General features: G+C 50.8%; 19 protein-coding genes and 2 CRISPR repeat arrays. Of the genes, 1 reads left to right on the top strand and 18 read right to left on the bottom strand.

The genetic code is table 11. The features are described 5' to 3' along the window. Positions 1-184: 184 nt before the first annotated feature. The 4 genes from spoVAE to FLT43_RS25500 all read right to left on the bottom strand — a co-directional run bounded on the left by spoVAE (position 185) and on the right by FLT43_RS25500 (position 3,179). Positions 185-535, bottom strand: a complete 351-nt coding sequence (gene spoVAE, locus FLT43_RS25515; protein WP_087442045.1) for a stage V sporulation protein AE — start codon at positions 533-535, stop codon at positions 185-187. Then, a complete protein-coding gene (gene spoVAD / locus FLT43_RS25510) occupies positions 532-1,557 on the bottom strand; it encodes a stage V sporulation protein AD (RefSeq protein ID WP_087442044.1) in 1,026 nt (341 codons plus the stop codon). The genes spoVAE and spoVAD overlap by 4 nt, the downstream gene beginning before the upstream one ends. A 36-nt stretch (positions 1,558-1,593) precedes the next feature. Next, the gene (spoVAC, locus tag FLT43_RS25505) at positions 1,594-2,106 is read right to left on the bottom strand and encodes a stage V sporulation protein AC (protein WP_087442043.1); all 513 of its coding nucleotides are present in this window, start codon (positions 2,104-2,106) and stop codon (positions 1,594-1,596) included. Positions 2,107-2,516: 410 nt separating this feature from the next. Then, positions 2,517-3,179, bottom strand: a complete 663-nt coding sequence (locus FLT43_RS25500; protein WP_244194153.1) for a carbohydrate-binding family 9-like protein — start codon at positions 3,177-3,179, stop codon at positions 2,517-2,519. 148 nt (positions 3,180-3,327) lie between these two features. Between FLT43_RS25500 and FLT43_RS25495 the strand changes: the two genes are divergently transcribed. Next, complete coding sequence (locus tag FLT43_RS25495) at positions 3,328-3,525, top strand: DUF2188 domain-containing protein (RefSeq protein ID WP_244194152.1); 198 nt, start codon at positions 3,328-3,330, stop codon at positions 3,523-3,525. A 113-nt stretch (positions 3,526-3,638) separates the two neighbouring features. Here the strand turns inward: FLT43_RS25495 and sigK are convergent, their stop codons facing one another. From sigK to pxpB, 14 genes are all read right to left on the bottom strand, one after another. Continuing rightward, a complete protein-coding gene (gene sigK / locus FLT43_RS25490; RefSeq protein ID WP_087442041.1) occupies positions 3,639-4,346 on the bottom strand; it encodes an RNA polymerase sporulation sigma factor SigK in 708 nt (235 codons plus the stop codon). A 344-nt stretch (positions 4,347-4,690) separates the two neighbouring features. Beyond that, positions 4,691-6,962: a CRISPR direct-repeat array (repeat unit 32 nt; unit sequence ATTTCAATCCACGCATCCGCGTAGGATGCGAC). Positions 6,963-7,150: 188 nt separating this feature from the next. Continuing rightward, positions 7,151-7,441, bottom strand: a complete 291-nt coding sequence (cas2, locus tag FLT43_RS25485) for a CRISPR-associated endonuclease Cas2 (protein WP_087442040.1) — start codon at positions 7,439-7,441, stop codon at positions 7,151-7,153. A gap of 9 nt (positions 7,442-7,450) precedes the next feature. Further along, complete coding sequence (gene cas1c, locus FLT43_RS25480) at positions 7,451-8,482, bottom strand: type I-C CRISPR-associated endonuclease Cas1c (RefSeq protein ID WP_087442039.1); 1,032 nt, start codon at positions 8,480-8,482, stop codon at positions 7,451-7,453. Further along, positions 8,466-9,137, bottom strand: coding sequence for a CRISPR-associated protein Cas4 (gene cas4 / locus FLT43_RS25475; protein ID WP_087442038.1), 672 nt, complete (start codon positions 9,135-9,137; stop codon positions 8,466-8,468). The genes cas1c and cas4 overlap by 17 nt, the downstream gene beginning before the upstream one ends. After that, positions 9,127-9,990, bottom strand: a complete 864-nt coding sequence (gene cas7c, locus FLT43_RS25470; protein ID WP_087442037.1) for a type I-C CRISPR-associated protein Cas7/Csd2 — start codon at positions 9,988-9,990, stop codon at positions 9,127-9,129. The genes cas4 and cas7c overlap by 11 nt, the downstream gene beginning before the upstream one ends. Then, positions 9,987-11,906 carry a type I-C CRISPR-associated protein Cas8c/Csd1 gene (gene cas8c / locus FLT43_RS25465; RefSeq protein ID WP_087442036.1) on the bottom strand — a complete coding sequence of 640 codons (1,920 nt, stop codon included), beginning with the start codon at positions 11,904-11,906 and terminating at the stop codon, positions 9,987-9,989. The genes cas7c and cas8c overlap by 4 nt, the downstream gene beginning before the upstream one ends. After that, entirely contained in the window at positions 11,903-12,622 is a 720-nt protein-coding gene (gene cas5c, locus FLT43_RS25460; RefSeq protein WP_087442211.1) for a type I-C CRISPR-associated protein Cas5c, read from the bottom strand. The genes cas8c and cas5c overlap by 4 nt, the downstream gene beginning before the upstream one ends. A 252-nt stretch (positions 12,623-12,874) precedes the next feature. Further along, on the bottom strand, positions 12,875-15,355 hold the full coding sequence (locus FLT43_RS25455) for a CRISPR-associated helicase/endonuclease Cas3 (protein WP_087442035.1): 2,481 nt from the start codon (positions 15,353-15,355) through the stop codon (positions 12,875-12,877). Between the two features lie 90 nt (positions 15,356-15,445). After that, positions 15,446-16,402, bottom strand: coding sequence for a helix-turn-helix transcriptional regulator (locus tag FLT43_RS25450; protein ID WP_087442034.1), 957 nt, complete (start codon positions 16,400-16,402; stop codon positions 15,446-15,448). Positions 16,403-16,501: 99 nt separating this feature from the next. Beyond that, the gene (locus FLT43_RS25445; RefSeq protein WP_087442033.1) at positions 16,502-17,980 is read right to left on the bottom strand and encodes a PH domain-containing protein; all 1,479 of its coding nucleotides are present in this window, start codon (positions 17,978-17,980) and stop codon (positions 16,502-16,504) included. Then, positions 17,964-18,473 carry a PH domain-containing protein gene (locus tag FLT43_RS25440; RefSeq protein ID WP_164776315.1) on the bottom strand — a complete coding sequence of 170 codons (510 nt, stop codon included), beginning with the start codon at positions 18,471-18,473 and terminating at the stop codon, positions 17,964-17,966. Before FLT43_RS25440 ends, FLT43_RS25445 begins: the two co-directional genes overlap by 17 nt. 230 nt (positions 18,474-18,703) lie before the next feature. After that, positions 18,704-20,390: a CRISPR direct-repeat array (repeat unit 32 nt; unit sequence ATTTCAATCCACGCATCCGCGTAGGATGCGAC). Between the two features lie 516 nt (positions 20,391-20,906). Continuing rightward, complete coding sequence (gene pxpA / locus FLT43_RS25435; protein WP_087442031.1) at positions 20,907-21,665, bottom strand: 5-oxoprolinase subunit PxpA; 759 nt, start codon at positions 21,663-21,665, stop codon at positions 20,907-20,909. 11 nt (positions 21,666-21,676) lie between these two features. Next, the gene (locus FLT43_RS25430; protein ID WP_087442030.1) at positions 21,677-22,654 is read right to left on the bottom strand and encodes a 5-oxoprolinase subunit C family protein; all 978 of its coding nucleotides are present in this window, start codon (positions 22,652-22,654) and stop codon (positions 21,677-21,679) included. Then, on the bottom strand, positions 22,651-23,358 hold the full coding sequence (pxpB, locus tag FLT43_RS25425; RefSeq protein ID WP_164776323.1) for a 5-oxoprolinase subunit PxpB: 708 nt from the start codon (positions 23,356-23,358) through the stop codon (positions 22,651-22,653). Before pxpB ends, FLT43_RS25430 begins: the two co-directional genes overlap by 4 nt. Between the last annotated feature and the right edge of the window lie 75 nt (positions 23,359-23,433).

Below are 23,433 nucleotides of genomic sequence, written 5' to 3'. Positions count from 1 at the left end.
TTTACCTAAAATTTATAATTTATTAAGTATGGGGATCCTAAGCTCAGTTGCCTTACATTTCCTCATTTTACACCATTCTATGGTGAAGGTACATCAACAACTCATTTCGCCCTCAAGCTAATTAATCCCATAAAAGAAGCCCCGCACCTGTTCAGGTTGCGGAGCTTGTCTGCTCAATCCGCGCTTAGCCTTTGGGACGCACGAGGAGCGATGCCAGGAAGGAGAACACGATCGCCGCCAATATTCCCGCGCTTGTCGTCTTGAATATGCCGCTGACGGCGCCAATCCATCCATCCGATTTCAGATCGGTAAGCGCCCCGTGCACCAGGGAGTTGCCGAAGCTCGTGATCGGGACCGTCACGCCTGCACCGGCGAATTCGATCAACGGCTCGTACCAGCCCAAGCCGTCAACGATCGCGCCGGTGACGACCAGCAGCGCCATCGTATGCGCCGGGGTCAGCTTCGCGACATCGAACATTAGCTGCCCAATGACGCAGATCAGCCCTCCTACGATAAATGCCCACACAAAGATCATGATTCGTCTCCTCCCATCTCAATCGTCACGGCATGAGCGATGCAAGGAATGCTCTCTCCCTGCTGGTAGGACAGCGGGGACATAAGGGCTCCGGTCGCCACGATCATCACCTTCTTCAGTTCGCCCTGCCTCATCCGCTTCAGAATGTGGCCGTAGGTGACGACGGCCGAGCAAGCCGCCCCGCTTCCTCCCGCTTGCACATCCTGCTTCTGCTTGACCATGTCGTACATCATCAGCCCGCAATCCTGGTAGTTCGTCGTCTGAATGTTGATATCGTGTTTTTTGAACAAATCTTTGGCGATCCCGTAACCGACAGTAGATAAATCTCCGGTCACAATCATGTCGTAATAGCCGGGACTGCGCTTCAAGTCGGTCAAATGGGTCTGAATCGTGTCGACAGCGGCCGGCGCCATGGCCGCTCCCATATTGAACGGATCTTTGATGCCCAGATCGACAATCTTGCCGATAGTCGCGGCCGTAACTTTCGGTCCGTTGCCTTTTTTGCCGACAATCGCCACACCGGCTCCGGTCACGGTATATTGCGCCGTAGGCGGCTTCTGGGAACCGTATTCCGTCGGATATCGGAACTGCTTCTCTGCAGAGCAGTTGTGACTGCACGTCCCGGCCATGACGATATTCGCGTTGCCGGAATCGACTAGCAGCGATCCGAGGGCCAGCGCCTCCATCGAGGTGGAGCATGCCCCGAATACCCCAATGTAAGGCACTCCCAGCCCGCGAGCGGCGAAGGTGTTGCTGATAATCTGGTTCATCAGGTCTCCGCCGACGAAATAATCCAGGTCATCCTGCGTAATGTTCGCATTGACGATGGCAAGTTGGGAGGCCTGCTCCAGCAGCTTGCGTTCCGCCTTTTCCCAGCTTGGCTCCTTCAAATCCAAATCTTCGTGAACAAAGTCAAAGTCTGCGGCCAGAGGCCCCTTTCCTTCTTCGGGGCCTACTACGGTCGAGGTGCCGATAATAACCGGTTGATTGGCGAACCGCCATGTATGGCGTCCTGTACGCATCGGATTGCCTCCTTTACCATCTGGGAATGTCCGGCATCAATGCTGGAACTGTATCCCGAAAATGAAATAGATGAGCGCAATGAAAAAGGCCGCCACCGTTCCGAACACGATGACAGAGCCGGCCAGCTTGAACATATTGCCGCCGACCCCAAGCACGAGCCCTTCGCTGCGATGCTCCAGCGCCGCGGAGCACATCGAATTGGCGAACCCGGTCACGGGAACCGCCGTGCCCGCGCCAGCCCATTGCGCGAGTTTGTCATAGACGCCTAGGCTTGTCAGAATAACGGAAGCCAGCACAAGAATCACGACCGTCGGGCCTGCTGCGTCTTTTTTCGTCATATCGAAAAACGTGATTAATATTTGTTCAATGGCTTGTCCAATCAGGCAGATCGTTCCTCCCACCAAAAAAGCCCGTACGCAATTTTTCCATACGGGGCGGGAGGGTTCACGCTGCTTGGCGATCTGCTTATACTCTTTCTCCGAGATGGTCGTTCCTCCGGAAGTCCAAGTTGAGGACCCGGATGACCCGGATTTGGCCGAAGTCGCCATTGATTCACCTCCTGCATCCAGTCTGATTTTCAGTTATATGCGTTCAGTATTTGCCATTTGTGAAAAAAATATGTCCTGTTTTTAGGGTAGAGCCAAGTTACAGCCCTAGTCCGAACAGCAGAAGGCACACGATGACCAAAAGCACGAACAACACCAAGATGATATCCCATGCTCGCAGCTTCCTTACCATAAGCTCATCATCCTTTCCGGTTATCCTTTGCTTCTAACGTATGCAGTTGGGCCTGATTCGGGCACACATCATAATGACACGATTTATGAAGGAAGAGCAGCAGTCTCCTGCTGCTTCGCGCGTGCGGCGCCTGCTTCATGACAAAGGCTTCCCGCTTCGGCTGGTACCAGCCGCTTGCGAGAAGCCTTCTTCATTGGAATAGCTTATCGTGGACGCTTATCTATGCTTCGAACATGAACCGTCCGAACCGTTCCGGCACATGGAAATTGACCGCTCCCGTCGGCGACCAGGCATCGAAGGTCCGTATTCCGTCCTCCCCCTCGTCGATCCGGAACCAGTTGATGCGCCAACAGTCCCCGGGCTGGGGCGCCCGCTCCAGATCGTCGAACGCGATCGCCGCCTCATAGACAAGGAGCCGCTTCGGCTCGGCGACATAGGTTACCGCTGTCCGCAGCTGTCGGGCATCCCATTCAGGCTGGAACAGCTTCTCCTTACCGGGCTCACATACGATTCGCGAGTCGAAGACGATATTATGCGGGCTGATGTTGAATTCATAATAGACGGCTCCGTCTTCACCCGGCTGGATGAAGCATTCCACCACGTCAGCTTCGAACAGCGGATCATCCCGCTTCGTATAGGGGCTCACAACCCGCTCATCCTCGCATTCGAAGCGAAGATATAAGGTGTGCTCTGACCAGCAGGCCTGAACCTGCGTGCGATAGCGCGGAGCTTCCCCGGTGACGACATCGGCCAGAACGGCCGCCTCCGCCTCCATCCAATTCGGATTGCCGTCCGGCACGCGGCGGCATATGTAACGGGGCACCGGGCTGTCCGTTCCCTTGCTGAGTACTTCTGCTGTGTTCGCCTCTGATGTCATTGCCATCTTCCTTCCTCTCGTCCATCTCGTTGTTCCGGCTCGTTCATTATAGCAAATTCGCCCGGTCGGAGCAGGTGCCCGGTTTGCCGGAAGGCGCATTCGGGTAAAGTATGGACAACCCTATGCAGCAAGGAGGGAAGCCGAATGCCGTGGAATGAGCACAACTATCCTCCATGTCGTCCCGGCCGGGGAGGACTGGGCCGTTACAGCCGAAGGGCGGGAGCATCCGCTCATGACGGCGCAGACGAAGCAGGAGGCCGTCCAATACGCTCAGCATCGGAAGGCGTCTGACGGCGCCGATATTGTCATTCACAGGCAGGACGGCACCATTCAGAGCCGCCGCACGACGTGATGGGTCCCGCCGATCGCGAATGCCCGCGCAGCACGGCTCTGCGGCCGTGTTGCACGGGACAGCGGTGGGGCGTACTGGACCAGGACCGGGCTGGCCATTTCGTGATGCGGCTGCTACATGTGACCTTTATTTTTGTAGAATTCATGATAGAGCTTCATTAATGCCCGCTTCTCTATCCGGGAAACGTAGCTGCGCGAGATGCCCAACTCCTTGGCGATCTCCCGCTGGGTCCGTTCCTCTCCGCCCCCATCCAGCCCGAAGCGGCCGCGAATCACTTCCTGCTCCCGCTCATCGAGAATGTCCAGATTCCGGTAAATTTTGCTTTTCTCAATCTTGAGCTGCACTTTATCGACCACTTCATCGCCGTCCGTGCCCAGAATATCGATCAACGTAATCTCATTGCCTTCCTTGTCCGTTCCGATTGGATCGTGAAGCGAGACATCTTTGCGCGTCTTTTTCAAGGAGCGCAGATGCATCAAGATTTCGTTCTCGATGCAGCGTGCGGCGAAGGTCGCCAGCTTCGTTCCCTTGTTTGGCTGGAAGCTCTCAATCGCTTTGATGAGCCCGATCGTGCCGATGGAAATCAAATCCTCCAAGTCTTCTCCCGTGTTGTCGAATTTCTTCACGATGTGCGCAACCAGGCGGAGATTGTGCTCAATGAGCGTATTCCGCGACTGTGCATTGCCTTCCGCCATCCGCTGCAAATGCTTCATCTCATCCTCTTCCGCCAACGGTTGCGGAAACGCATTGTTCTTGACGTAGGATACAAGTAGCGTCAATTGCTTGATGAACACGGCGATTGCAGCAAATAAACCCGTCATGCTAGCCACCTCCAGGAGTCTGACAACGTTCTATTCTGCGTCTTGCGCCTAGCGGTATCTCCTCGCAGCAAGCCGAATCCCGGCGCAGTGATACATTGTATGTAGGCAATGGCCCAGAAGTGCATGTACGGAGAAAGCTGTCGTTGTATTTTTGGGTGGAGGGAGGTGGGAGGTGATCGTTAGGCATGAGGATAGAGGGAAAATCTGCGGCAGAGGCGCAGTAATAGGGGGATGCGGCTCCGCTGACTTTGTGAGTTAATTTTCTCGCAAGCGGGCTTTTATTACGGTATGCATCCGCGTAGGATGCGACCGAACATCAACTCAAGGTCTGGCCGGAGCATTTCATTTCAATCCACGCATCCGCGTAGGATGCGACAATCATCCTGCGCTTATCGTACGGCTGCCGGAAATTTCAATCCACGCATCCGCGTAGGATGCGACCAAGCTGCCTGATCATCAATACGAGCATCTAGCATTTCAATCCACGCATCCGCGTAGGATGCGACGTTGATGATGATGGCTGATATTTTGCGCCGCATTATTTCAATCCACGCATCCGCGTAGGATGCGACAGGCCTTGCGTGGGATTGTAAGCAGCAGCATCGAATTTCAATCCACGCATCCGCGTAGGATGCGACTTAGAGGTGTCAGTAGCGGGAACCGTTGTGTCAAATTTCAATCCACGCATCCGCGTAGGATGCGACAAAAACCCCTTACATAAAGTCCATCCAGGGGACTATTTCAATCCACGCATCCGCGTAGGATGCGACATAGTGGTCGAAGATGTACGCCCCACGCATGGGATTTCAATCCACGCATCCGCGTAGGATGCGACGTTGGAAGCACTCTAAGCTGCTCATCCGATTCTATTTCAATCCACGCATCCGCGTAGGATGCGACAATACCCTCTGCCATTAATGATTCAATTAATAAAATTTCAATCCACGCATCCGCGTAGGATGCGACCTGTCCGCAATAATTCTAACAAGCATCATATAAATATTTCAATCCACGCATCCGCGTAGGATGCGACGGGGTAAGCCAACACTGTATGTTTTCAGATTGCAAATTTCAATCCACGCATCCGCGTAGGATGCGACGCGATTTTGCGATCATCAAGATGAACAGCAAGTATTTCAATCCACGCATCCGCGTAGGATGCGACAAAGTCGAGGTGGTTGGAATGGCGAAACCAAAAGAATTTCAATCCACGCATCCGCGTAGGATGCGACGGTATCTTGCGGTATCAATCGTTAGAATATGGTATTTCAATCCACGCATCCGCGTAGGATGCGACAATGTCATGTATGTGATCAGCGCATCAAAGTACCAATTTCAATCCACGCATCCGCGTAGGATGCGACCGCGATCGATTATCTAATCCGCATATACCGCGAATTTCAATCCACGCATCCGCGTAGGATGCGACTCGTGAAGGATGACGTAAATGCCTACACTTGCTGATTTCAATCCACGCATCCGCGTAGGATGCGACATGATTCCCGCCTTTGAGCTTTTGTGTTAACTGTATTTCAATCCACGCATCCGCGTAGGATGCGACTAATTGAGGTACCGGCCCTTTCGGCCATGTTAAATTTCAATCCACGCATCCGCGTAGGATGCGACCTGATACTTGATAATAGATTCAGCGTTATCAACATTTCAATCCACGCATCCGCGTAGGATGCGACTCCAGCTAGTTGTCTTCCCTCACCCACTTTTAAATATTTCAATCCACGCATCCGCGTAGGATGCGACGTGCCAGGTCTTCGATTTTGTTCTGTGGCAAATTCTATTTCAATCCACGCATCCGCGTAGGATGCGACCTAGCAACATGACGGCGTGGGTGTGGCGTAGCATTTCAATCCACGCATCCGCGTAGGATGCGACGGAATAGAAATGAAATGGGTGTCATCGCGTAGATATTTCAATCCACGCATCCGCGTAGGATGCGACTAATTTTTGCATCAGGCGGATCGCCTGCCGGAAATTTCAATCCACGCATCCGCGTAGGATGCGACTACACAATGCCCAGCGACACAAAGAGCATCGACGATTTCAATCCACGCATCCGCGTAGGATGCGACGCAAGGTTGTAGAGCGGCAAATGACGCCAGAGATTTCAATCCACGCATCCGCGTAGGATGCGACTGTCCCCTTCTTTTTTTCGTGTGGTCTTAACCACGAATTTCAATCCACGCATCCGCGTAGGATGCGACTCAGTTAGTGGCTCGGGATGTAATTCCGAATAATATTTCAATCCACGCATCCGCGTAGGATGCGACTTTTCTTTGACCAGTTGGCGTGCGTACTCCAGCGTTATTTCAATCCACGCATCCGCGTAGGATGCGACAGCAAGACATCCAGCACAGCGGCAGCATGGACGTATTTCAATCCACGCATCCGCGTAGGATGCGACAAGCCAAATATTCTTAATAAGGAGGGCTTAACGTATTTCAATCCACGCATCCGCGTAGGATGCGACGTAAACAACCCGATGGAGGGCCTGACGACCGAAATTTCAATCCACGCATCCGCGTAGGATGCGACGTACGACAAAGAGGAAGTTGTCCGCGCCATTTATATTTCAATCCACGCATCCGCGTAGGATGCGACAGCGAAAAATGATTGTTACAATCATTTTTCGTTCTTACTATGATTCAATTAATCAAATTAGCTCTAGAATCAATATAAACTAGGTCATTTTTCACTCCCGCAACGAACCACAAAATGGTTATTACCCATAATACAGAAAAAACATGGTGCGAATCCCCCAGGGATTTCATGTGCACTACACATTCGCACTAAAAGATTAGCGTCCCTTCCATATCGATCGATGCCTTCACGCCGACATGCTCCAACTTGCTTTTGTAGTTATTTCCTAATTGATAAAATCGCAGGCTGTCTTCCTTTTCATCAATCATATCGATAAGTTGGATCTTCAAGCTGGCGAATTGAGCTGCGTCTACATTGCATTCAAAAACAGAGTTTTGCACTCTCTGACCATAATTTTGGCATAACTTTGCGACTTTACGTAACCTGCGCTGCCCGGCAATGCTGGTCGTGCTGACATCATAAGTGATTAGTACCAACAATTATACCACCTACTTCCAGAGAAATGGAGGGTATTCATCTAGATCATCACGTAAATGACGAGCTAGCAACAGGGCCTGGGCGTGCGGGACAAGCCCCCAACTGATTTTCTCTCCCAGATAGGGATGCATAATCTTTTCTTGTTTCCTATCTTGCCATGCGTGTAAAAATCTTTTTCTCGCCTCATCTGTCATCAAGATGGCGCCGTTTTCCTTCTTGTAAAAATCATCTTTGTTCACAATCTTTTTATTAATCAAGGTGAGAACAAATCTGTCCGCATAGATTCCCCGCAGCTCTTCCATCACGTCCAGAGCAAGTGATGCTCGCCCCGGACGATCGCGATGCAAAAATCCGACGTAAGCATCCAGTCCGACCGCTTCCAATGCGGAGGCCATATCATTCGCCAGCAATGTGTACGCAAGCGACAACATCGCATTTACATTGTCCAAGGGGGGCCTGCGTGAACGGGAATGAAAGTAAAAATCGTCTGTCTGTTGCAGAATCATTTGGCCAAAAGCCTTATTGTAACTGACTGCAGCTTGTCCTTCTAAACCTCGCAGACGTTCCAGATCTTCACAAGCCCGTACTTCCAGCATAAGGGACGATAACTGCGCGGAAAGCTCCTTGAACTGATCGACATTGATCCGCAGCGGGTAGTCTCGCGTCATCCGCTCAATCATCCACTTATGGTTATAAATTTTGCCGACAATAAAATTGCGTGCAATTTGCGCGGACAAGCTTTCATCCTCAGACACAATGTATTGCTTCTTCCGCAGCACTACATTGCCTTTGCTCTGTCCAATGACCCTGGCCAGAAATCTGCCGGTCATCGTCATAAAGGTGATCGCGATATTCCGATCCGCACAATACCCCATCAACGCAGGACTTGCTCCTGTATAACCGAAAGCGACGATAGCCTCCAGATTATGCAACGGAAGACGGCCCAGCTTTTCTTCTCCCTTAAGCAGTACAATATTGTCCCCGTCCAATGCCATATAAACGTCCGGCTGGTTTACATATAACGTGTTAAGGAGACGCTTCATCTTTCATCTTCCCCTCAATATAGCTTTTTACCGTCCGTTTGTTCATCAAGGCCGGCAGGCAGATAGATTGCAGCGAGCAGTTTTTGCAAAAGGGCCCGGTTTTTACTTTCGGCGTATGGTTGCGCTTAAAATACTTTTGCATCTCCGCCGCAACCGCTCTGACCCTTCGTTTCACCTCATCTGTAAGCGGCACCTCGATACGGCGCTTCAATTCTTGATAGAAAATATATCCGGTCTGCACATCGCACAACAACATTTCTTCCAGACAGACCGCCTGGGCCGCTAGTTGCAGCACATCCGATTCATCGGTCTTCGGCTTGCCGCGTTTATACTCCACCGGATAAGCCATGTACTTGCCCTCAGCTCCGTTAATCGGCACTCCGCGGCTATCCTGCACGAACTCTACCACATCACAGACGCCTGTCAGCTTCAATTCATGCGACTTCACAGACATAGCGCGGACGACAAGTCTGTCGCCGCGCTTTTCTCTTGTGAACGGTTGATCCGCATTACGATGAAGATGCTGCCCTTCAATCGTCTTCACATTCTCTTCCCACTGCTGTTCAATATGAATCAATGCCCATTGTCGCTTGCAAAATTGAAAATGCTGGATGCCCGATAGCATTAAATAACTATCCTCATCATTATAGCCCATCGATGATCTCAACCTTCAGACCTTCCAGTTCGTTCAGTGTAACGTCATAGTCTTCTTCGAACGATTTTGGTTCTTCCTTATTTTTGCTGACATGCAAGGAGCGGTGCACCTTGGCGGATGAATATTGACCCAACTTGGAGCTATGCTCCCACCAATATACCTTGTGCACTTCCATGCTTCCTTCCGGTCTGGCGGAAGACGCGTCGTTTTCGAACAGCGTAACGAGCGCCTGCTTGATTTTCTCCGCATCCTCCACAGTGAAGCCCGTCTTCTCCGCTAACTGCGTATTGATACTGCCATAGAAGACATAAACGCCGAAATCTACGCGGTGCTTCATGCCCATTGTGTCCGATCCTCTTTTCTCGCTCGGCTCCGAATTGACGCTCTTCGTAATCTGCATACTCGTAATATCAATCGGATCGACGCTCGTTGCCGTATGTATCGATACCGGACCGCGCACGCCAACAGACACCCCTTTATCTCCACTGCCCTTGAAGGCAAATACCTGTCCGAAGCTACGGACATCGATCCACTGTTCGCAAGCGATTTTCGCGAACTCTTCGCCGGAACCGTCTTTTTGTTTTAATATTTTTGCCAGTGCCTCGTTTGCTTCCGCCCGCTCGCGCAAACTTTTTAGCTGATCATCATTTCTATCATTGGACTGGACAAAAATAGGCTCGCCGAGATCTTGCAGCCGGTTTCGAATTTTCCGTTTCAGCGCCACATCCGACACTTCACCATGACCGTCATAGTTTTGACGCGGCCGGTTGCCATTCAACGGATCACCGTTCGGATTGGCTTTGGTCACAGAAAATACAACAGCAAAATCAATTTTATGATCGAGGATTGTCATGATTGATTCTCTCCTTCGGTGGATTGTTTGGTTTTATTTTCTTCCTTCTTCTTCCCTTGGAAAAAGTCATGTCTTTGGCTGGAGAGTCCCAGCAAGTACTTTCCGGATAATGGCTTGTCATTAAAGTCTTCATATTTGAATTTTGATAGAATCTCATCCATCAATTTCGTCAGATCCGTGCCTTTCGCGCCCAATCGCGCCTGATACGGCTGCAAGCCCGCTTGAATCACCCTCCACGTCCGCTCCGGATGCTGCGCAAACGAGTTCATATAGCGAATGGCATTCGTTGCGCGCGTCTCTTCCGAACCTAGCGCACGCCGTTCCAAAATATCAGCCACCGCCAGCAATCTCCCAAACAAATAGCTTCGGTCCGTATTCTCCTTGTCCAGTGCCACCTGGAACCCCTCCTTCTCATAAACTTTATTGACTAACGCGCAAGCAATGCTCAGCGTCTTCTCCCATTCCCACTTCTCCATCGCCACCGGATTGGACGCGCGGCGAACAACGCTATTCACAATATCCGCCGGAATTTTGACGCCGTCTACCATGCACGGCAGCATGCGTTCCATCAGCCCTTTTATGAGCTTGTCGCTGGCTGATGTTCCGTAAGCGGCATAAGCAATATCTTTCGTCGCCGGTGTGCCGAAAAATTGAACATAATCACCATTCTCATCTTTGCGATAACGGTGCAGCCATACACAACTGGAATGCCATTCCACCAGCTTCTCAAAATAATGCTTCTTGTCCAGATTGCGATAATAGAGCACCGCCATGCGCCCGGTCGTGGCAGAATCAAGGATAAGCAGATTTACAGCGGGATTCGGAAGCGACACCTTCTGTTCCGTTCCATATCCAGCCAAAGCACTGCCAATGTCCCGCGCCAGCCCTTCGTTCGTAAAAGACTCCCTTTTATGCGCCGCGCTCTGTTCCGGAAATAGGGCAAAGGTATCCTCTCCGGGAGCCGGCACGTCAACCGCATCGTTCGACCATACGAGAAATACGCGCCCATCAATGATTTTCCCTTGGCGGTGAATAAGCCATTTCAGCGCATTATGGGCTTTTTGCGATACCTCATAGCTAATGCCCGCCGCTTCCTGGCTGCTGCTGAACCGGCCCCGGAACGTAAAGCCGCTTGTATCGCTGGCCGAGATCAACTTCGCTTTGTCTGCCGGATTTCGTATTTTGTTCGCATGCTTGTCCGTACCTGGCACCAATTGCCCCGTCACATAACACAGCTTGGTGTTGCCCAGCTTGCTGTTATAGTAGCGGATGAACGAATCATAGACCTCCGGATCTTTCCACACTTCCTTAAGCGGCCGAACCGGGGAGTAGACCGTAAAACGAATGAATGCGCTTTCTTGTTCGCCATTGAGCACGCCAAACAACGGGGGTTTCTCGTCACCGTATTTTTTATCCCATTTGCCAAGCAGACAACCGTTGCCATCCAGGGACAACAGGTTCTCTTTTTCAACCAGATCGCGAACGAGCCTTTTTTTATTCAGGTACTTAAAAATACTGGCGACATGAGCATGGCGAAATGGCGACAAAGCCCATTCTTCCAGCTTTTCGATATAGGCTTTGAACTGATCCGCTTTCTTGGCTTGTCCGCCATAGTCAATGTAGTCTCCAGCCACATAGCTTAACTTATCATGCAGCGGATAAGGAAATACGGCAGTCCCCGAACGGCTCGAGGAGTCCTCTGTGCACGGAATCAAAGTACTGGCATCGCTCTTGTCAACGACGATGGCTGAATGGAATTCCCCGTCTTCCGTGACCCGAACTTCAATATGTGCCGTCTGTGTCGTATGAGAAATCGGAAGCAGCGTGAATTCCTGCCCGTTATGCTTCTTCTCGACAACCCCGACCCGATCCAGGTTCGATTCATACGTCTCATATAATTGCTGCAACCAGCTCATCGGCTTCCCTCCGCTTCCAGCCGGACCTCCAGTTCCTCAACCGCCTCGATCTCCCCGGCCGCGAACGTCTTCGGTTCCATCTCAGCCACGGGACGAACCATCTGACACTCTTCCGGCGTTATAAAGTAAATGTAGCCGTTCTTCATAACCGGATTCCACAGCCGCGTCTCCATCTGCTTCCTGCCCGTCTCATCCGGATAATTAATGCCATGTACCATCGTGCCAAAGTGGAGATCGCCATAATCATCGTAGAAGCCTTTTCCTTCGCCAAACTCGCATGGCTCCACATAACCTTGGCATTCTCTTGCTCCGAGGAAAATATCCCGGCGTCCTCCCGCCCGCAACGCGCGCTTCAAAATATTGTGGTGCTTATGTTCGTTGCGATCATACTCCAAGTCCGACCGGTTCGGGTTGAACACGAAATGAGCCCGGCATTGGTAACGAACATCTTTCAAATAGGAGTAATATGCCAGTGTGTTGCCGCCGCCGTAATCCAGCGGGCGAACCCCTTTGGACTCCATTCGAATCGGATTCATAACGCGAACGGCATCCACAACAAATAATATTGTAGGTTTCCAGTAAATGGATTCTACTATTCCTTTTAGCGCCTGAAAGGTCGGGACTGGATATGACATCTTCTCCCCGCCCAGTTTCGTTAACGGATCTGTAAACAACGCGTAAGTCCCGAACACTTCGAACTCAATGCTGTTGCGTATCAACGCGCCGCCCCCTTTCCATAATTTTCTTACATCTTTTATACTATACTCTCTTCTTAACAGGGTCAATGATAATCTAATAAAATATTATATGAACTTTTTGTTTCATACCTGAACAGAAAATCAAAAAATGTTCGCATTCTCAAATACCTTATTTGTGCTATAATAGCTTAAGTTGTCGCTAGAATAGCGCGGATTGAAAAATATAGTATTTTATTAGGAGCCTATCTGTAAAAGATAGGCTTCACTCTTCTAGAAACAACCTAAAAATCCCATCGCGCTGTCGCTGTTCAGATCCACGCCAAAATGCTCGCTGTAAGCCCCATCTTTCAATACGAGCACCTTTCCGTCCAGACAGCTGTCCAATCCGCCGCTACGATCCAACTGGCGAAGATCGTGTTCATACAGGTTAACCGTGAACTGCTGCGCCCGCTTCAGCAGACGCGTCAAATCATCGATCGTGCCGCTTCCGTTCAGGTCGGCAATCACTTCTGCGCCTCCTCCATAGGGAACAATCACAGCGCGAGTATAATCGTCAATAACATGAAAATATTTCGCGGCGGTGCCATAGCTATTGGCGAGAACTAGCGGCAACCATGTGTCCTTCGCCTGCTCCTCTTCCTTCTTCCTGTGATAGGCCTGGAAATAGCTGTCCGTTTCATACCGTCCGGCATATAGCAAGTCCGTCATATTTTTGCGCAGCTTAGGCACAAAATTATTCAAATCCGCTTCCAGCCTCATATAGAACTTCTGAAAATTAAATTCCATCGCCTGCTGCGACAGCAACTGGCCGCCATGCGCCTTCGCATCCCGCTTCATATCGACAAGCATCGTGCGTGTCAGTTCCTTGCCAATTTGAATCTCCTTCAAATGCTTCAGATTCTCTTCCGCGTGGTCGATAATGTAGACATTCCGGATCTCATCCTTGCCATGCCGATTGCATCGTCCCGCCGCTTGCGCGATCGAATCCAATCCGGCAAGGGAGCGTATAACGCACTTGAAGCTGACATCTACTCCGGCTTCAATCAACTGCGTGCTGACGCAAATCACTTTTTCCTCTGCTTCAAGATGCGCCCTTACTGTTTCTAAAATGGCAGACCGGTGGGCGGCACACATCGACGTACTCAAATGATACAAAAAGATTTCCTCGTCCTCGCCGAACTGATGCTGTTCCCGCATCGCCTGCAACCGCTCATACAACGACTTAACGACCGATTTCGTATTCAAGATGACCAGAATATTGCCTGCTTCCTGAATGGTGTCTTGGACAAAGCATGCCAATTCTTCCGTACTCCAGGCCCGCTCGGTAGCTTTATCGATCAAATCAACACGCTTGAACGCATCAATTACCTCATCGAGATTACTTATCATCTCAGCATCCTCTGCCAATTCCAGCTTCTGCTCCACGAACTGCAGCGCCGGTTGCGTCGCCGTGCACAGCACGATACTGGAGCCTCCGTACTCCTTCAAGAAGTTCAGCGCCTGGTTAAATAGAGAAATGCAATGTGTAGGCACCTTCTGCACTTCGTCAAATATAATGACTGCATCACACAAGTTATGGAGTCTGCGTATGTTCCGGCTCCCGTGCGCAAAAAACACGTTCAGAAATTGCACCATCGTCGTAAAAATAATCGGCGCATCCCAGTTGTCCTTAGCCAGGTTCGCCTTTTGCCGCGCAGTCAGAGCCAGTCCATCCTGATCCTCGTCGTCTTCCTCCACCTCCACTTCTACGACATTGGAATGATGCTCCAGAATATTCACTTCATCCTGCAATATTTCCCGCACCGTGGCAGCGTTCTGCTCAATAATCGTCGTAAAAGGGACGACATAAATAATCCGCTTTTTGTCAAAGGTTAATGCATGCTTCAAGGCATATCTCAAGCTGGCCAGCGTCTTGCCGCCCCCTGTTGGAATCGACAACGTATAAATAGAAGACGGCTTCGCGGCAAAACGTTCGCATAACTCGGACATTTCGCTTCGCAACAGTGCAATCGGGGTATGGGCGTCCTTCTTTTTCTTAAAAGAATGAAGTTGCGCCATCAGCCTTTCATAATAACTTGAAAACAATTCCTTGGTGTTCCGTTCTGGCTCGTCAGGCTCGCCCATTTCAAACCATCTCGTGTTCGTTCGATCAGCGTCAATTAATGCGCTAAATACGAACTTGGTCAGGAACATCAGCTTCAGTTCCAGACTCTTGGCAGGCACTCCGGCCAGAAATTGTTCCACTTCCGCAGTCGCCTGATCCACATATCCCTGGAATTCCTGCTCGCTCATGACAAGTGTAAAAAAGGCTTCGACGCTCTGATCAAACTCCTCTAACTTTTTGCAAGCAACCCGTCTCAAGTAAGGAGATTCCAAATCCGGATCCAGAAAATCATGCAAATAGGAATGATGCGAAATAATCGCATTGCCTACAACCTCAGCCAAAATCACTTTATAAGGCGCTTTCGCATCCGCATGACAACGATCATAAAGCAACCGTCCTCCGGCCGTAGAATGATCAACATCTCCCCGGCGCAGCCGATCCTCGGCTCCGCTCACAGCCGCCAATATGTATGTCCTGAACTTCTCCGTATATTTCCCCATATCATGAAGCATGCCCGCCAGCCCGGTGACATGAGGAATATTCAATTTCTTACCGTACTCTTCCGCCAACGTCTTCACTTCCAGCAAATGCCGTTCCACGGTCTGCACCTTCTCATCGCTTATGCGAATATGGGCAATTGATTGCATTTCAACACTCCTTTCTACACCGCTCGTATTTACGTACCCCGCACAGGTAACAACTAAATGACAGGGAACTTATATATTCCAGATGATGCATTAGTTATACATCTCCATCCAACGCTGTAACCGCTCGATGAACTGCTTCCTTATTGATAGCGGTTCCAGAATTTCGGCAGACGGGCCATACTGGGCGAGCCAATTCAAGAAGCCTTGCTCATGGTTGACTGTAGCTTCGAACAATAAGCTTCCATCGGGCAAGTCCGTCATTTTGGGGCGCACAAACATTTCCTCCTCCTTGATGTATCTCGCCACATCGGGTTGAAATTTGACCTTGAACGTAATGAGCGATTCGCCCCGATGTACCGACCAAGTATGTTTCATATAGTGGTGGATGTCGAAGTCGCCTTTGTCGAAGTTTTTAGTCGTTATTTCAACGCGATGAAACCGGCTCATGCGGAACATTAAAATGTCCTGCTTCCGATGACAATACCCGATTAAGTAGAAGCGTTGCTCGCGAGGAACAAGACAGTACGGATCGATCTCGCGCTCTGTCACTGTATTGCGGCTTTGGGTATGGTATACTGCACGGAGTGTCTTCTCGGCTATAATCGCTTCCATCACAGGGAGTAGGTAATTGGGACTATCATCATCTGCCTTGTAAGCAGGTATCCCCATCTGAATTAGATTCGTAAAGTTCTCCATTGCTTCCCTGCGTTTTTGCTTCTCCTTGACATGCGTCGCCATGACTTTGTCGTAGACCGAATCGAACAGGGGTGAAAGCTTGCTTTTGTCCAACATGGAAGGGAGGATAGAGAAGACCATCTCCTCTTCTTCTGTAAAATTAAGCGGATACATCGCAAAATTGCCTATAAAGCGATACCCTGTTCCGTATCCATCATTCGTTATAGGCACGACAAGATCTAGTGTTCTCAAATCCCGATATATAGTTCGCTCGGAAGTTTCACATTTGTCAGCCAGTTCCTGCACCGATATGCCAGGATTCGCCTGTATGATTATGACCATTTTCATGAGCCGAATCATTCTATCTGACATCGTTGTACTCTCCTCCAGATGCTCTCATAATATCCTATAAATATTGGATATTCGACATCATATATAGGTCCACCTGCCTACTTCCACAAAAAAATCAGACTAAACAACCTTTTCCTCGTTACCAATGAATGGGCATTTGGAAGCTCCTCTATTTTTATACCAATGTAAAAGCTGCTGTACATCCTCTTGGGATGCGCCGGTAAATACGTATTCCTTCGCTTTGGATGGCGAATCTATCACGAGTTCAATCTGGAAAATGCCAAATATACGTTGGATCCAAGTTTGACGACAGGTTATCGATTGGAGCGCTTGGCGCTGTACATAGACTGTAGTTCGCGTAAGACCCGGCTTCGCGATCACACATTGATTCCCATGAACTTCCCATAGCGTTCCCGAATATTTTCGGCTTCCTCGCCAATATACTGCTGCCGCGAACGGAATTGTCAACCATGCCCACGGAGTCAAAATTGCGGCGACTAATATGACAAGGCATACAGCAATTACCGGCAGCCATACAAAATATATCGCCTTTCCCGCCGGTAAATGACGCTGAGGCTGCACGATTGTAAATTCGGGCAACAGCAGCTTCAATGCAGCATGCATCTCTGACCTGTGGACCGCGGGCAGCAGCAGTTTCACCTTCCTCTCCCCTGCATACCCAACGCAATCCATCCAGATGGACACATAACCAAAATAACGACTAAACAACTGCTCCTTGACCCGGATCGACTGAATCTTCACAGTATGGAGGGAGGTTGATTTCCTCTCATACCATCCGTACTGGATATGAATATAGGAACTGTCTCGGATAACGGACCATTTGTGATAACGAATTTGCATCATGACCAAGGAAAACAACCAGGACGTGAATACGCACAAGGCAATAATGCCAAGAAGCGCAAGCAGAACGGGTATAAGCTCCGTCGTCAATAATTCATTCCATCTTTCATCTTGAAAAAAACGGACCATGCTTACTTCTTCTTCCGTGCTTGGTTCAACCCAATCCCATACATAAGTTACGATAGTGAGACATAGGGGAACCCCCAGCCAGAACGAATTGGAACTAATCGCCCTCATCAAAATATCCTTGGGTTGAAGGACCCAATTCGGCTTCGCTTGATTCGAGACACGCGACATCGGTCGATTAATTCTGGCAATGAGCATGTCTGCGTTGCGTTGAGTCAACACGAACCTAGCATCAGCTTCTTCGTTCGAATCTGAAGTGTGCAATTCGGAAGTAGCCGAACCTACTAATCGATCGGTCCAAGTCTGTTCTATCGATATATTCGTTATTCGCTCCAGCGGAATTGTTCGTTGGGTGGTGATAAGCACTCCTCTTTGAATGACGATCTCAGATTCCCCAATCTGATAAGTGTCTTTCCACCAGGAAATAATAGACCACAGCAAGATAGATAGACCAATGACGACAGCCACCCCATATACCCAATAAGGCTGTTGACCTGTGCCGGCCTTGATCTCCTTGAATAACAAGAGAGTATAGGGGATGATCATATAGCGGATCGTTCGATACAAATGTACGGCAATCTTGATCGGATGTTGTCTATGGATTGTACGCATCAGTTTCACCTATCTTCGCCAGTTCAATGACCTGCCGCCGCAGTTTATTCGCATCATCTTCCAATAAACCGACGATGCCAGTCGCATCACCTGCCGTTACGATAACGACTTCAGATATGCCCAGCTTTTTCTGAATGACGTCCTGTTCAATATCTACATGCTGAACACGGCTAAGTGGAATAACCGATGAATTAACGGTCCATATGCTGCCCCATCGAATCACAATTTCTTCCCTTGTCAGAACGTAACTTCTTCGGGCATAGCTGAAGCGAACTCCATATATGATATAGAATAAGTCCTTGCTCCAATGAAGCAAAAGATAAGCCGCAGAAGCATATATAATCCACTTCCATTGGGGCAACCACATCAAACAAACAATGATAGGAATGCTTGTCAGTGCAGTCCGCTTCAATGCAGAGAAAAGACGATAAATTCGCCAATATGGCACCACATTGGGATGCAATTGTTGCTGCTCGCTAACTGTCGTATTCATAGCTGCGTACATCCTCACCTTCCTACGTATTGATACTCTAAATTCTATTATGATTGAAGAAAGTGACAACAACCTGTCAGGGAACGTATGTTCTATAAAAAAGACAAGCATCCCACCCCCACGTCATCTTTTGATAAGGGGGTAGATGCTTTTTTGGTTTCATAATGGTTTTTATGCGTCGGTGCAAGATGCGACGCTCAATGTGAGCTTGACTGCTTAGAGAGGTCCACATTTCAATCCGCGCATCTGCGTAGAAAGCGACAAGGAATTCAGACCCGTGCAGGTTACAGTTCACGATTTCAATCCACGCATCCGAATAGGATGCGACAAGACGAAGCACGGCAAATGGCATTGGGTTATGGGATTTCAATCCACGCATCCGTGTGGGATGCGACTTTGAGTTGCGCTGATGTCATCCCGGCCACCGCTGGTATTTCAATCCACGCATCCGTGTAGGATGCGACTTCTACTGTCCATATTCTTCACTCCATTCATTTCCATTTCAATCCACGCATCCGTGTAGGATGCGACACACGGACAATAAACAGCAGCCACACGATCGCAAATTTCAATCCACGCATCCGCGTAGGATGCGACGTGCTTGGCACCTCCAAATTTCAATCTCCCTCGCAGATTTCAATCCACGCATCCGCGTAGGATGCGACATTGCCCCATCGCCACGTTTGATGCTCACGCCCGGATTTCAATCCACGCATCCGCGTAGGATGCGACCATCGAACCACAGTGCGCGGCTACCGTCCGCGTAATTTCAATCCACGCATCCGCGTAGGATGCGACCGAACCCGTTCGATAACCAGTTTGTCCGGATGGATTTCAATCCACGCATCCGCGTAGGATGCGACGCTGGAGCTCCGGCCGACCACCCTAACGAAGATGCATTTCAATCCACGCATCCGCGTAGGATGCGACTCAGGCCATCACGGACAGCCTAAACCTCTGGATATTTCAATCCACGCATCCGCGTAGGATGCGACGGCAATACAAAAACGCATCAGAGTTAAGGTAATAATTTCAATCCACGCATCCGCGTAGGATGCGACGCTCCTTCGGGGGCGGCACTTTTATTTCTTGACGATTTCAATCCACGCATCCGCGTAGGATGCGACTTATTACCTGAGCCTGCCATATACCTTTCAAGTATTTCAATCCACGCATCCGCGTAGGATGCGACTCCTGGAGAATTTTATAACGTTCGGCATACTTCATTTCAATCCACGCATCCGCGTAGGATGCGACGGCTCTGCGGGAAAGGATATGTCAGCTTCAAGCAGATTTCAATCCACGCATCCGCGTAGGATGCGACCTGCTGGATGGCTACTATCACAAACAAGGCAAGATTTCAATCCACGCATCCGCGTAGGATGCGACCCGACCCCCCTTTTATTTTTCCAACCGACCATCTTATTTCAATCCACGCATCCGCGTAGGATGCGACAATGGTTTTGGCCGGTCCCGATGTCCACGTTGATATTTCAATCCACGCATCCGCGTAGGATGCGACAAGCCCCGGATTACTCCAAGGCTTTATCATTATCATTTCAATCCACGCATCCGCGTAGGATGCGACAACAACGCGGTCTTGTTTGCGAGTTGTTTATATATTTCAATCCACGCATCCGCGTAGGATGCGACCAAAATGAGCCAAACAGCACAGGAAGTTATGATCATTTCAATCCACGCATCCGCGTAGGATGCGACCTCTTCCTCCTCGCACTGTAATCATAAACACTAGATTTCAATCCACGCATCCGCGTAGGATGCGACGAAAGGTTGATCATCGAAAAAAGATACATGACCATTTCAATCCACGCATCCGCGTAGGATGCGACGCAGCTGCAGGGGGAAGGATCGTATTCCCGAAAGGATTTCAATCCACGCATCCGCGTAGGATGCGACAGCGAAAAATGATTGTTCCAATCATTTTTCGCTCTTCTTATGAGTAAACAAATCAAATTAGCTATAGAATCAATTTAAAGAAGGTCATTTCTCACTTTACAACAAACCATAAAATGGACTTTGCCTAAAATATAGAAATTCTATGGTGCGAATCCCCCGGGAAATTCATGTGCACTATACATTCGCACTAGAACATGAGGGGCTTCTCTATCGTTAAATCTATATCTATAAGTTACCACATTTTGCAGTTTCATAATATAGTGCTTGTTGAGTCCGTATATGCAACGCTCCATCACTTCGTGCATTCATTCACATCGTACAGGGTTTCATTGCTCAACGTCATTGCTCAACGTGTTACCGAACCATTTCGACCCGAAATATCCCGTCCATTCGTTCCCGCACTCGCTTCCTCATCCTCGAACCATGCCGCCAGGATCGGAAAAGGACTCCTGTCCCAAGGCTCCACCCGTTCGAACGAGGTCACCGCAACTCCCCCAATCCAACTATGCTTCTTCTCTACTTCACAGGCTGAACCGCAATCTCCGCCTCTTCCAACCGCTCCCGAAGGCTGCGGGCAAAGGCCAGCGCATGAGCGCCGTCGCCGTGAATGCAGACCGTATCGGCCTGTATCGCCACGTCATGGCCCTGCATAGAGCGGACTACGCCTTCCCGCACCATGCGAACAACCTGCTGCACCGCTTGCTCTGTGTCCGTAATCAACGCATGGGCTTCCCGGCGCGAGGTCAATGAACCGTCCGCCTGGTACGTCCGGTCGGCAAATACTTCATGCGCAGTTCGAAGCCCTATGGCCTCCCCCGCCCGGACCAATTCGCTGCCCGACAGGCCGAACAGGATGAGCTTCGGGTCAATGTCATAGATCGCGCGAGCGATTGCATCAGCCAACGGCCGACGGGCGGCAGCCATGTTGTACAGGGCGCCGTGCGGCTTGACATGCCGCATGTTCCCGCCTGTCGCCTTGACGAATCCGGATAAAGCGCCAACCTGATACACGATAATGCCATAGGCTTCCTCCGGAGTGATATCGAGATTGCGGCGGCCGAAGCCCGCCAGATCAGGCAATCCCGGATGCGCCCCGATGGCGGCCCCGTGCGCAAGCGCCGCGGCCACCGTCTTCCTCATGACCGACGGATCGCCGGCATGGAAGCCGCAGGCAATATTCGCCGAGGTGACGAACGGCAAAATCTCCTCATCCGTTCCCATCCGATAGGCGCCGAAGCTTTCTCCCATATCGCAGTTGATGTCTATCTTATACATGCGAATCCCTCCTAACGGGCTTGCAGGGCCAGTCCCTGCCTGAATTGAGCGATGCTGTGCTCCCGCATCACATATAACTCCTGTGCTTCCTCCAGAGCAACCTCTTCGAACCGTATCTGCCCACCCGGCTTCACCTGGGCAATGAGCGGTAAATCGACGCTAATCACATGCGCGATGCGCGGATATCCGCCTGCCGTCTGCCGGTCGGCCAGCAGCACGATCGGGTTGCCTTCCGGCGGCACCTGAATCGTGCCCGCGCCAACGGCTGACGAGACCATGTCCAGCGGTTCTGTCAATGCCAACGGCACGCCTTCCAGCCGGTATCCCATCCGGTCAGATTGAGGCGTGACGCGGAATCGCTCCGTCCAGAGCTTCCGTCTGCTCTCTTCATCGAAACGATAATATTCCGGCCCTCTCACCACGCGCAGCACCGGATCGTCCTGATATGGCGGCCGAAGCTCATGACTGGCCCCCCACGGGAGCACGACGGCTTCGTCCGAAGCCATGCCCCGCCATAACATAGACGCTCCCGTCTCCAGCACATCCCCCGCCTGAAGCGCCCGTCCGCAGAACCCGCCCATACCGGCCCGCAAATACGTGCTGCGGCTGCCCATCACCTCCGGGACATGAATCCCGCCTGCGACCGCAAGATAGATCCGGCAGCCGGACACCGCCCTGCCGAAGGTGAGCGTCTTGCCGGCAGGTATATAGACTGGCCGCCATAGCGGAAGGGACACACCGTCCACGGCCGGGGACAAATTCCCGCCCGCCAGGGCAATGACGGCCGCCTTGTCAAATACAAGCTTGGGCCCTAATAGCGTAATCTCCAGAGCCGCAGCCCCTTCCTGATTGCCAGCCAGAAGATTGGCCAGTCTGAGCGCCACCGTATCCATGGCGCCGCTCGCCAGCACGCCGTATTTCTGGAATCCGAAGCGTCCGCTATCCTGTACCGTCGTAAGCAGGCCTGCCGTCTCAACCCGGATGCTCATATCGCGTCCCCCTCCCAGCCCTCGTATTCCTTCTCGGATATCGGGACGAAGCGTATCGTATCCCCCGCCCTTAGCAAGGTCGGAGGGGTTATGTCCAGGCGAAATAACGGAACCGGCGTCCGGCCGATCAACTGCCAGCCGCCTGGCGTGACAATGGGATAGACCCCCGTCTGCATCCCGGCAATCCCGACCGATCCCGCCGGAATCGCCAGACGCGGGGAAGAGCGCCTCGGCGTGGCAATCCGCTCCGGCATACCGCCGAGATATGGAAATCCAGGTGCAAACCCGATCATATATACCAGGTACTCGGCGCTGCTGTGAATGCGCACAACCTCGTCGGCCGTCAACCGGTTATGCGCGGCGACATCGTCCAGATCGGGACCGAATGCGCCGCCGTAGCATACCGGAATTTCGACGGTGCGCACTTGCTTGTCCAACCGCATCTCTGCCGTCTGCGCTACGGCCCGCTCCAGCTTCGCTTGCGCCTCTGCATATCGCATCGCCACTGGATCGTAAAATACCGTCACCGTGGTAAAAGCGGGGACATATTCGATCATTCCAGGGATCGGATGATGATCGAGATATAGCGACAACAATCGGACTTGTTCATGAGATGCCGGTCCGATGACCGTATCGAATTCCACCACGACCGCGGCATCTCCGAGCGGATAAAAATGCATCCCTGCTCCCTCCTCGACGTGCATTCTCTCATCTCCCATGAATGCCGTGAATATGAATACCCAATCCGTACATCTCTCAACTATGTCATACCAAAAAAA

This window comes from Paenibacillus thiaminolyticus, from assembly GCF_007066085.1.
Taxonomy (GTDB): Bacteria; Bacillota; Bacilli; order Paenibacillales; family Paenibacillaceae; genus Paenibacillus_B; species Paenibacillus_B thiaminolyticus.
Note: the sequence above shows the minus strand (reverse complement) of the source record. Positions and strands in the feature narration are given on the sequence as shown.

What these genes read in the sequence shown, in the direction of transcription:
- spoVAE (WP_087442045.1), bottom strand. Translation starts at nt 535, where the DNA reads ATGATCTTTGTGTGGGCATTTATCGTAGGAGGGCTGATCTGCGTCATT.
- spoVAD (WP_087442044.1), bottom strand. Translation starts at nt 1,557, where the DNA reads ATGCGTACAGGACGCCATACATGGCGGTTCGCCAATCAACCGGTTATT.
- spoVAC (WP_087442043.1), bottom strand. Translation starts at nt 2,106, where the DNA reads ATGGCGACTTCGGCCAAATCCGGGTCATCCGGGTCCTCAACTTGGACT.
- FLT43_RS25500 (WP_244194153.1), bottom strand. Translation starts at nt 3,179, where the DNA reads ATGGCAATGACATCAGAGGCGAACACAGCAGAAGTACTCAGCAAGGGA.
- FLT43_RS25495 (WP_244194152.1), top strand. Translation starts at nt 3,328, where the DNA reads ATGAGCACAACTATCCTCCATGTCGTCCCGGCCGGGGAGGACTGGGCC.
- sigK (WP_087442041.1), bottom strand. Translation starts at nt 4,346, where the DNA reads ATGACGGGTTTATTTGCTGCAATCGCCGTGTTCATCAAGCAATTGACG.
- cas1c (WP_087442039.1), bottom strand. Translation starts at nt 8,482, where the DNA reads ATGAAGCGTCTCCTTAACACGTTATATGTAAACCAGCCGGACGTTTAT.
- cas4 (WP_087442038.1), bottom strand. Translation starts at nt 9,137, where the DNA reads ATGGGCTATAATGATGAGGATAGTTATTTAATGCTATCGGGCATCCAG.
- cas7c (WP_087442037.1), bottom strand. Translation starts at nt 9,990, where the DNA reads ATGACAATCCTCGATCATAAAATTGATTTTGCTGTTGTATTTTCTGTG.
- cas8c (WP_087442036.1), bottom strand. Translation starts at nt 11,906, where the DNA reads ATGAGCTGGTTGCAGCAATTATATGAGACGTATGAATCGAACCTGGAT.
- FLT43_RS25455 (WP_087442035.1), bottom strand. Translation starts at nt 15,355, where the DNA reads ATGCAATCAATTGCCCATATTCGCATAAGCGATGAGAAGGTGCAGACC.
- FLT43_RS25450 (WP_087442034.1), bottom strand. Translation starts at nt 16,402, where the DNA reads ATGTCAGATAGAATGATTCGGCTCATGAAAATGGTCATAATCATACAG.
- FLT43_RS25445 (WP_087442033.1), bottom strand. Translation starts at nt 17,980, where the DNA reads ATGCGTACAATCCATAGACAACATCCGATCAAGATTGCCGTACATTTG.
- FLT43_RS25440 (WP_164776315.1), bottom strand. Translation starts at nt 18,473, where the DNA reads ATGAATACGACAGTTAGCGAGCAGCAACAATTGCATCCCAATGTGGTG.
- pxpA (WP_087442031.1), bottom strand. Translation starts at nt 21,665, where the DNA reads ATGTATAAGATAGACATCAACTGCGATATGGGAGAAAGCTTCGGCGCC.
- FLT43_RS25430 (WP_087442030.1), bottom strand. Translation starts at nt 22,654, where the DNA reads ATGAGCATCCGGGTTGAGACGGCAGGCCTGCTTACGACGGTACAGGAT.
- pxpB (WP_164776323.1), bottom strand. Translation starts at nt 23,358, where the DNA reads ATGCACGTCGAGGAGGGAGCAGGGATGCATTTTTATCCGCTCGGAGAT.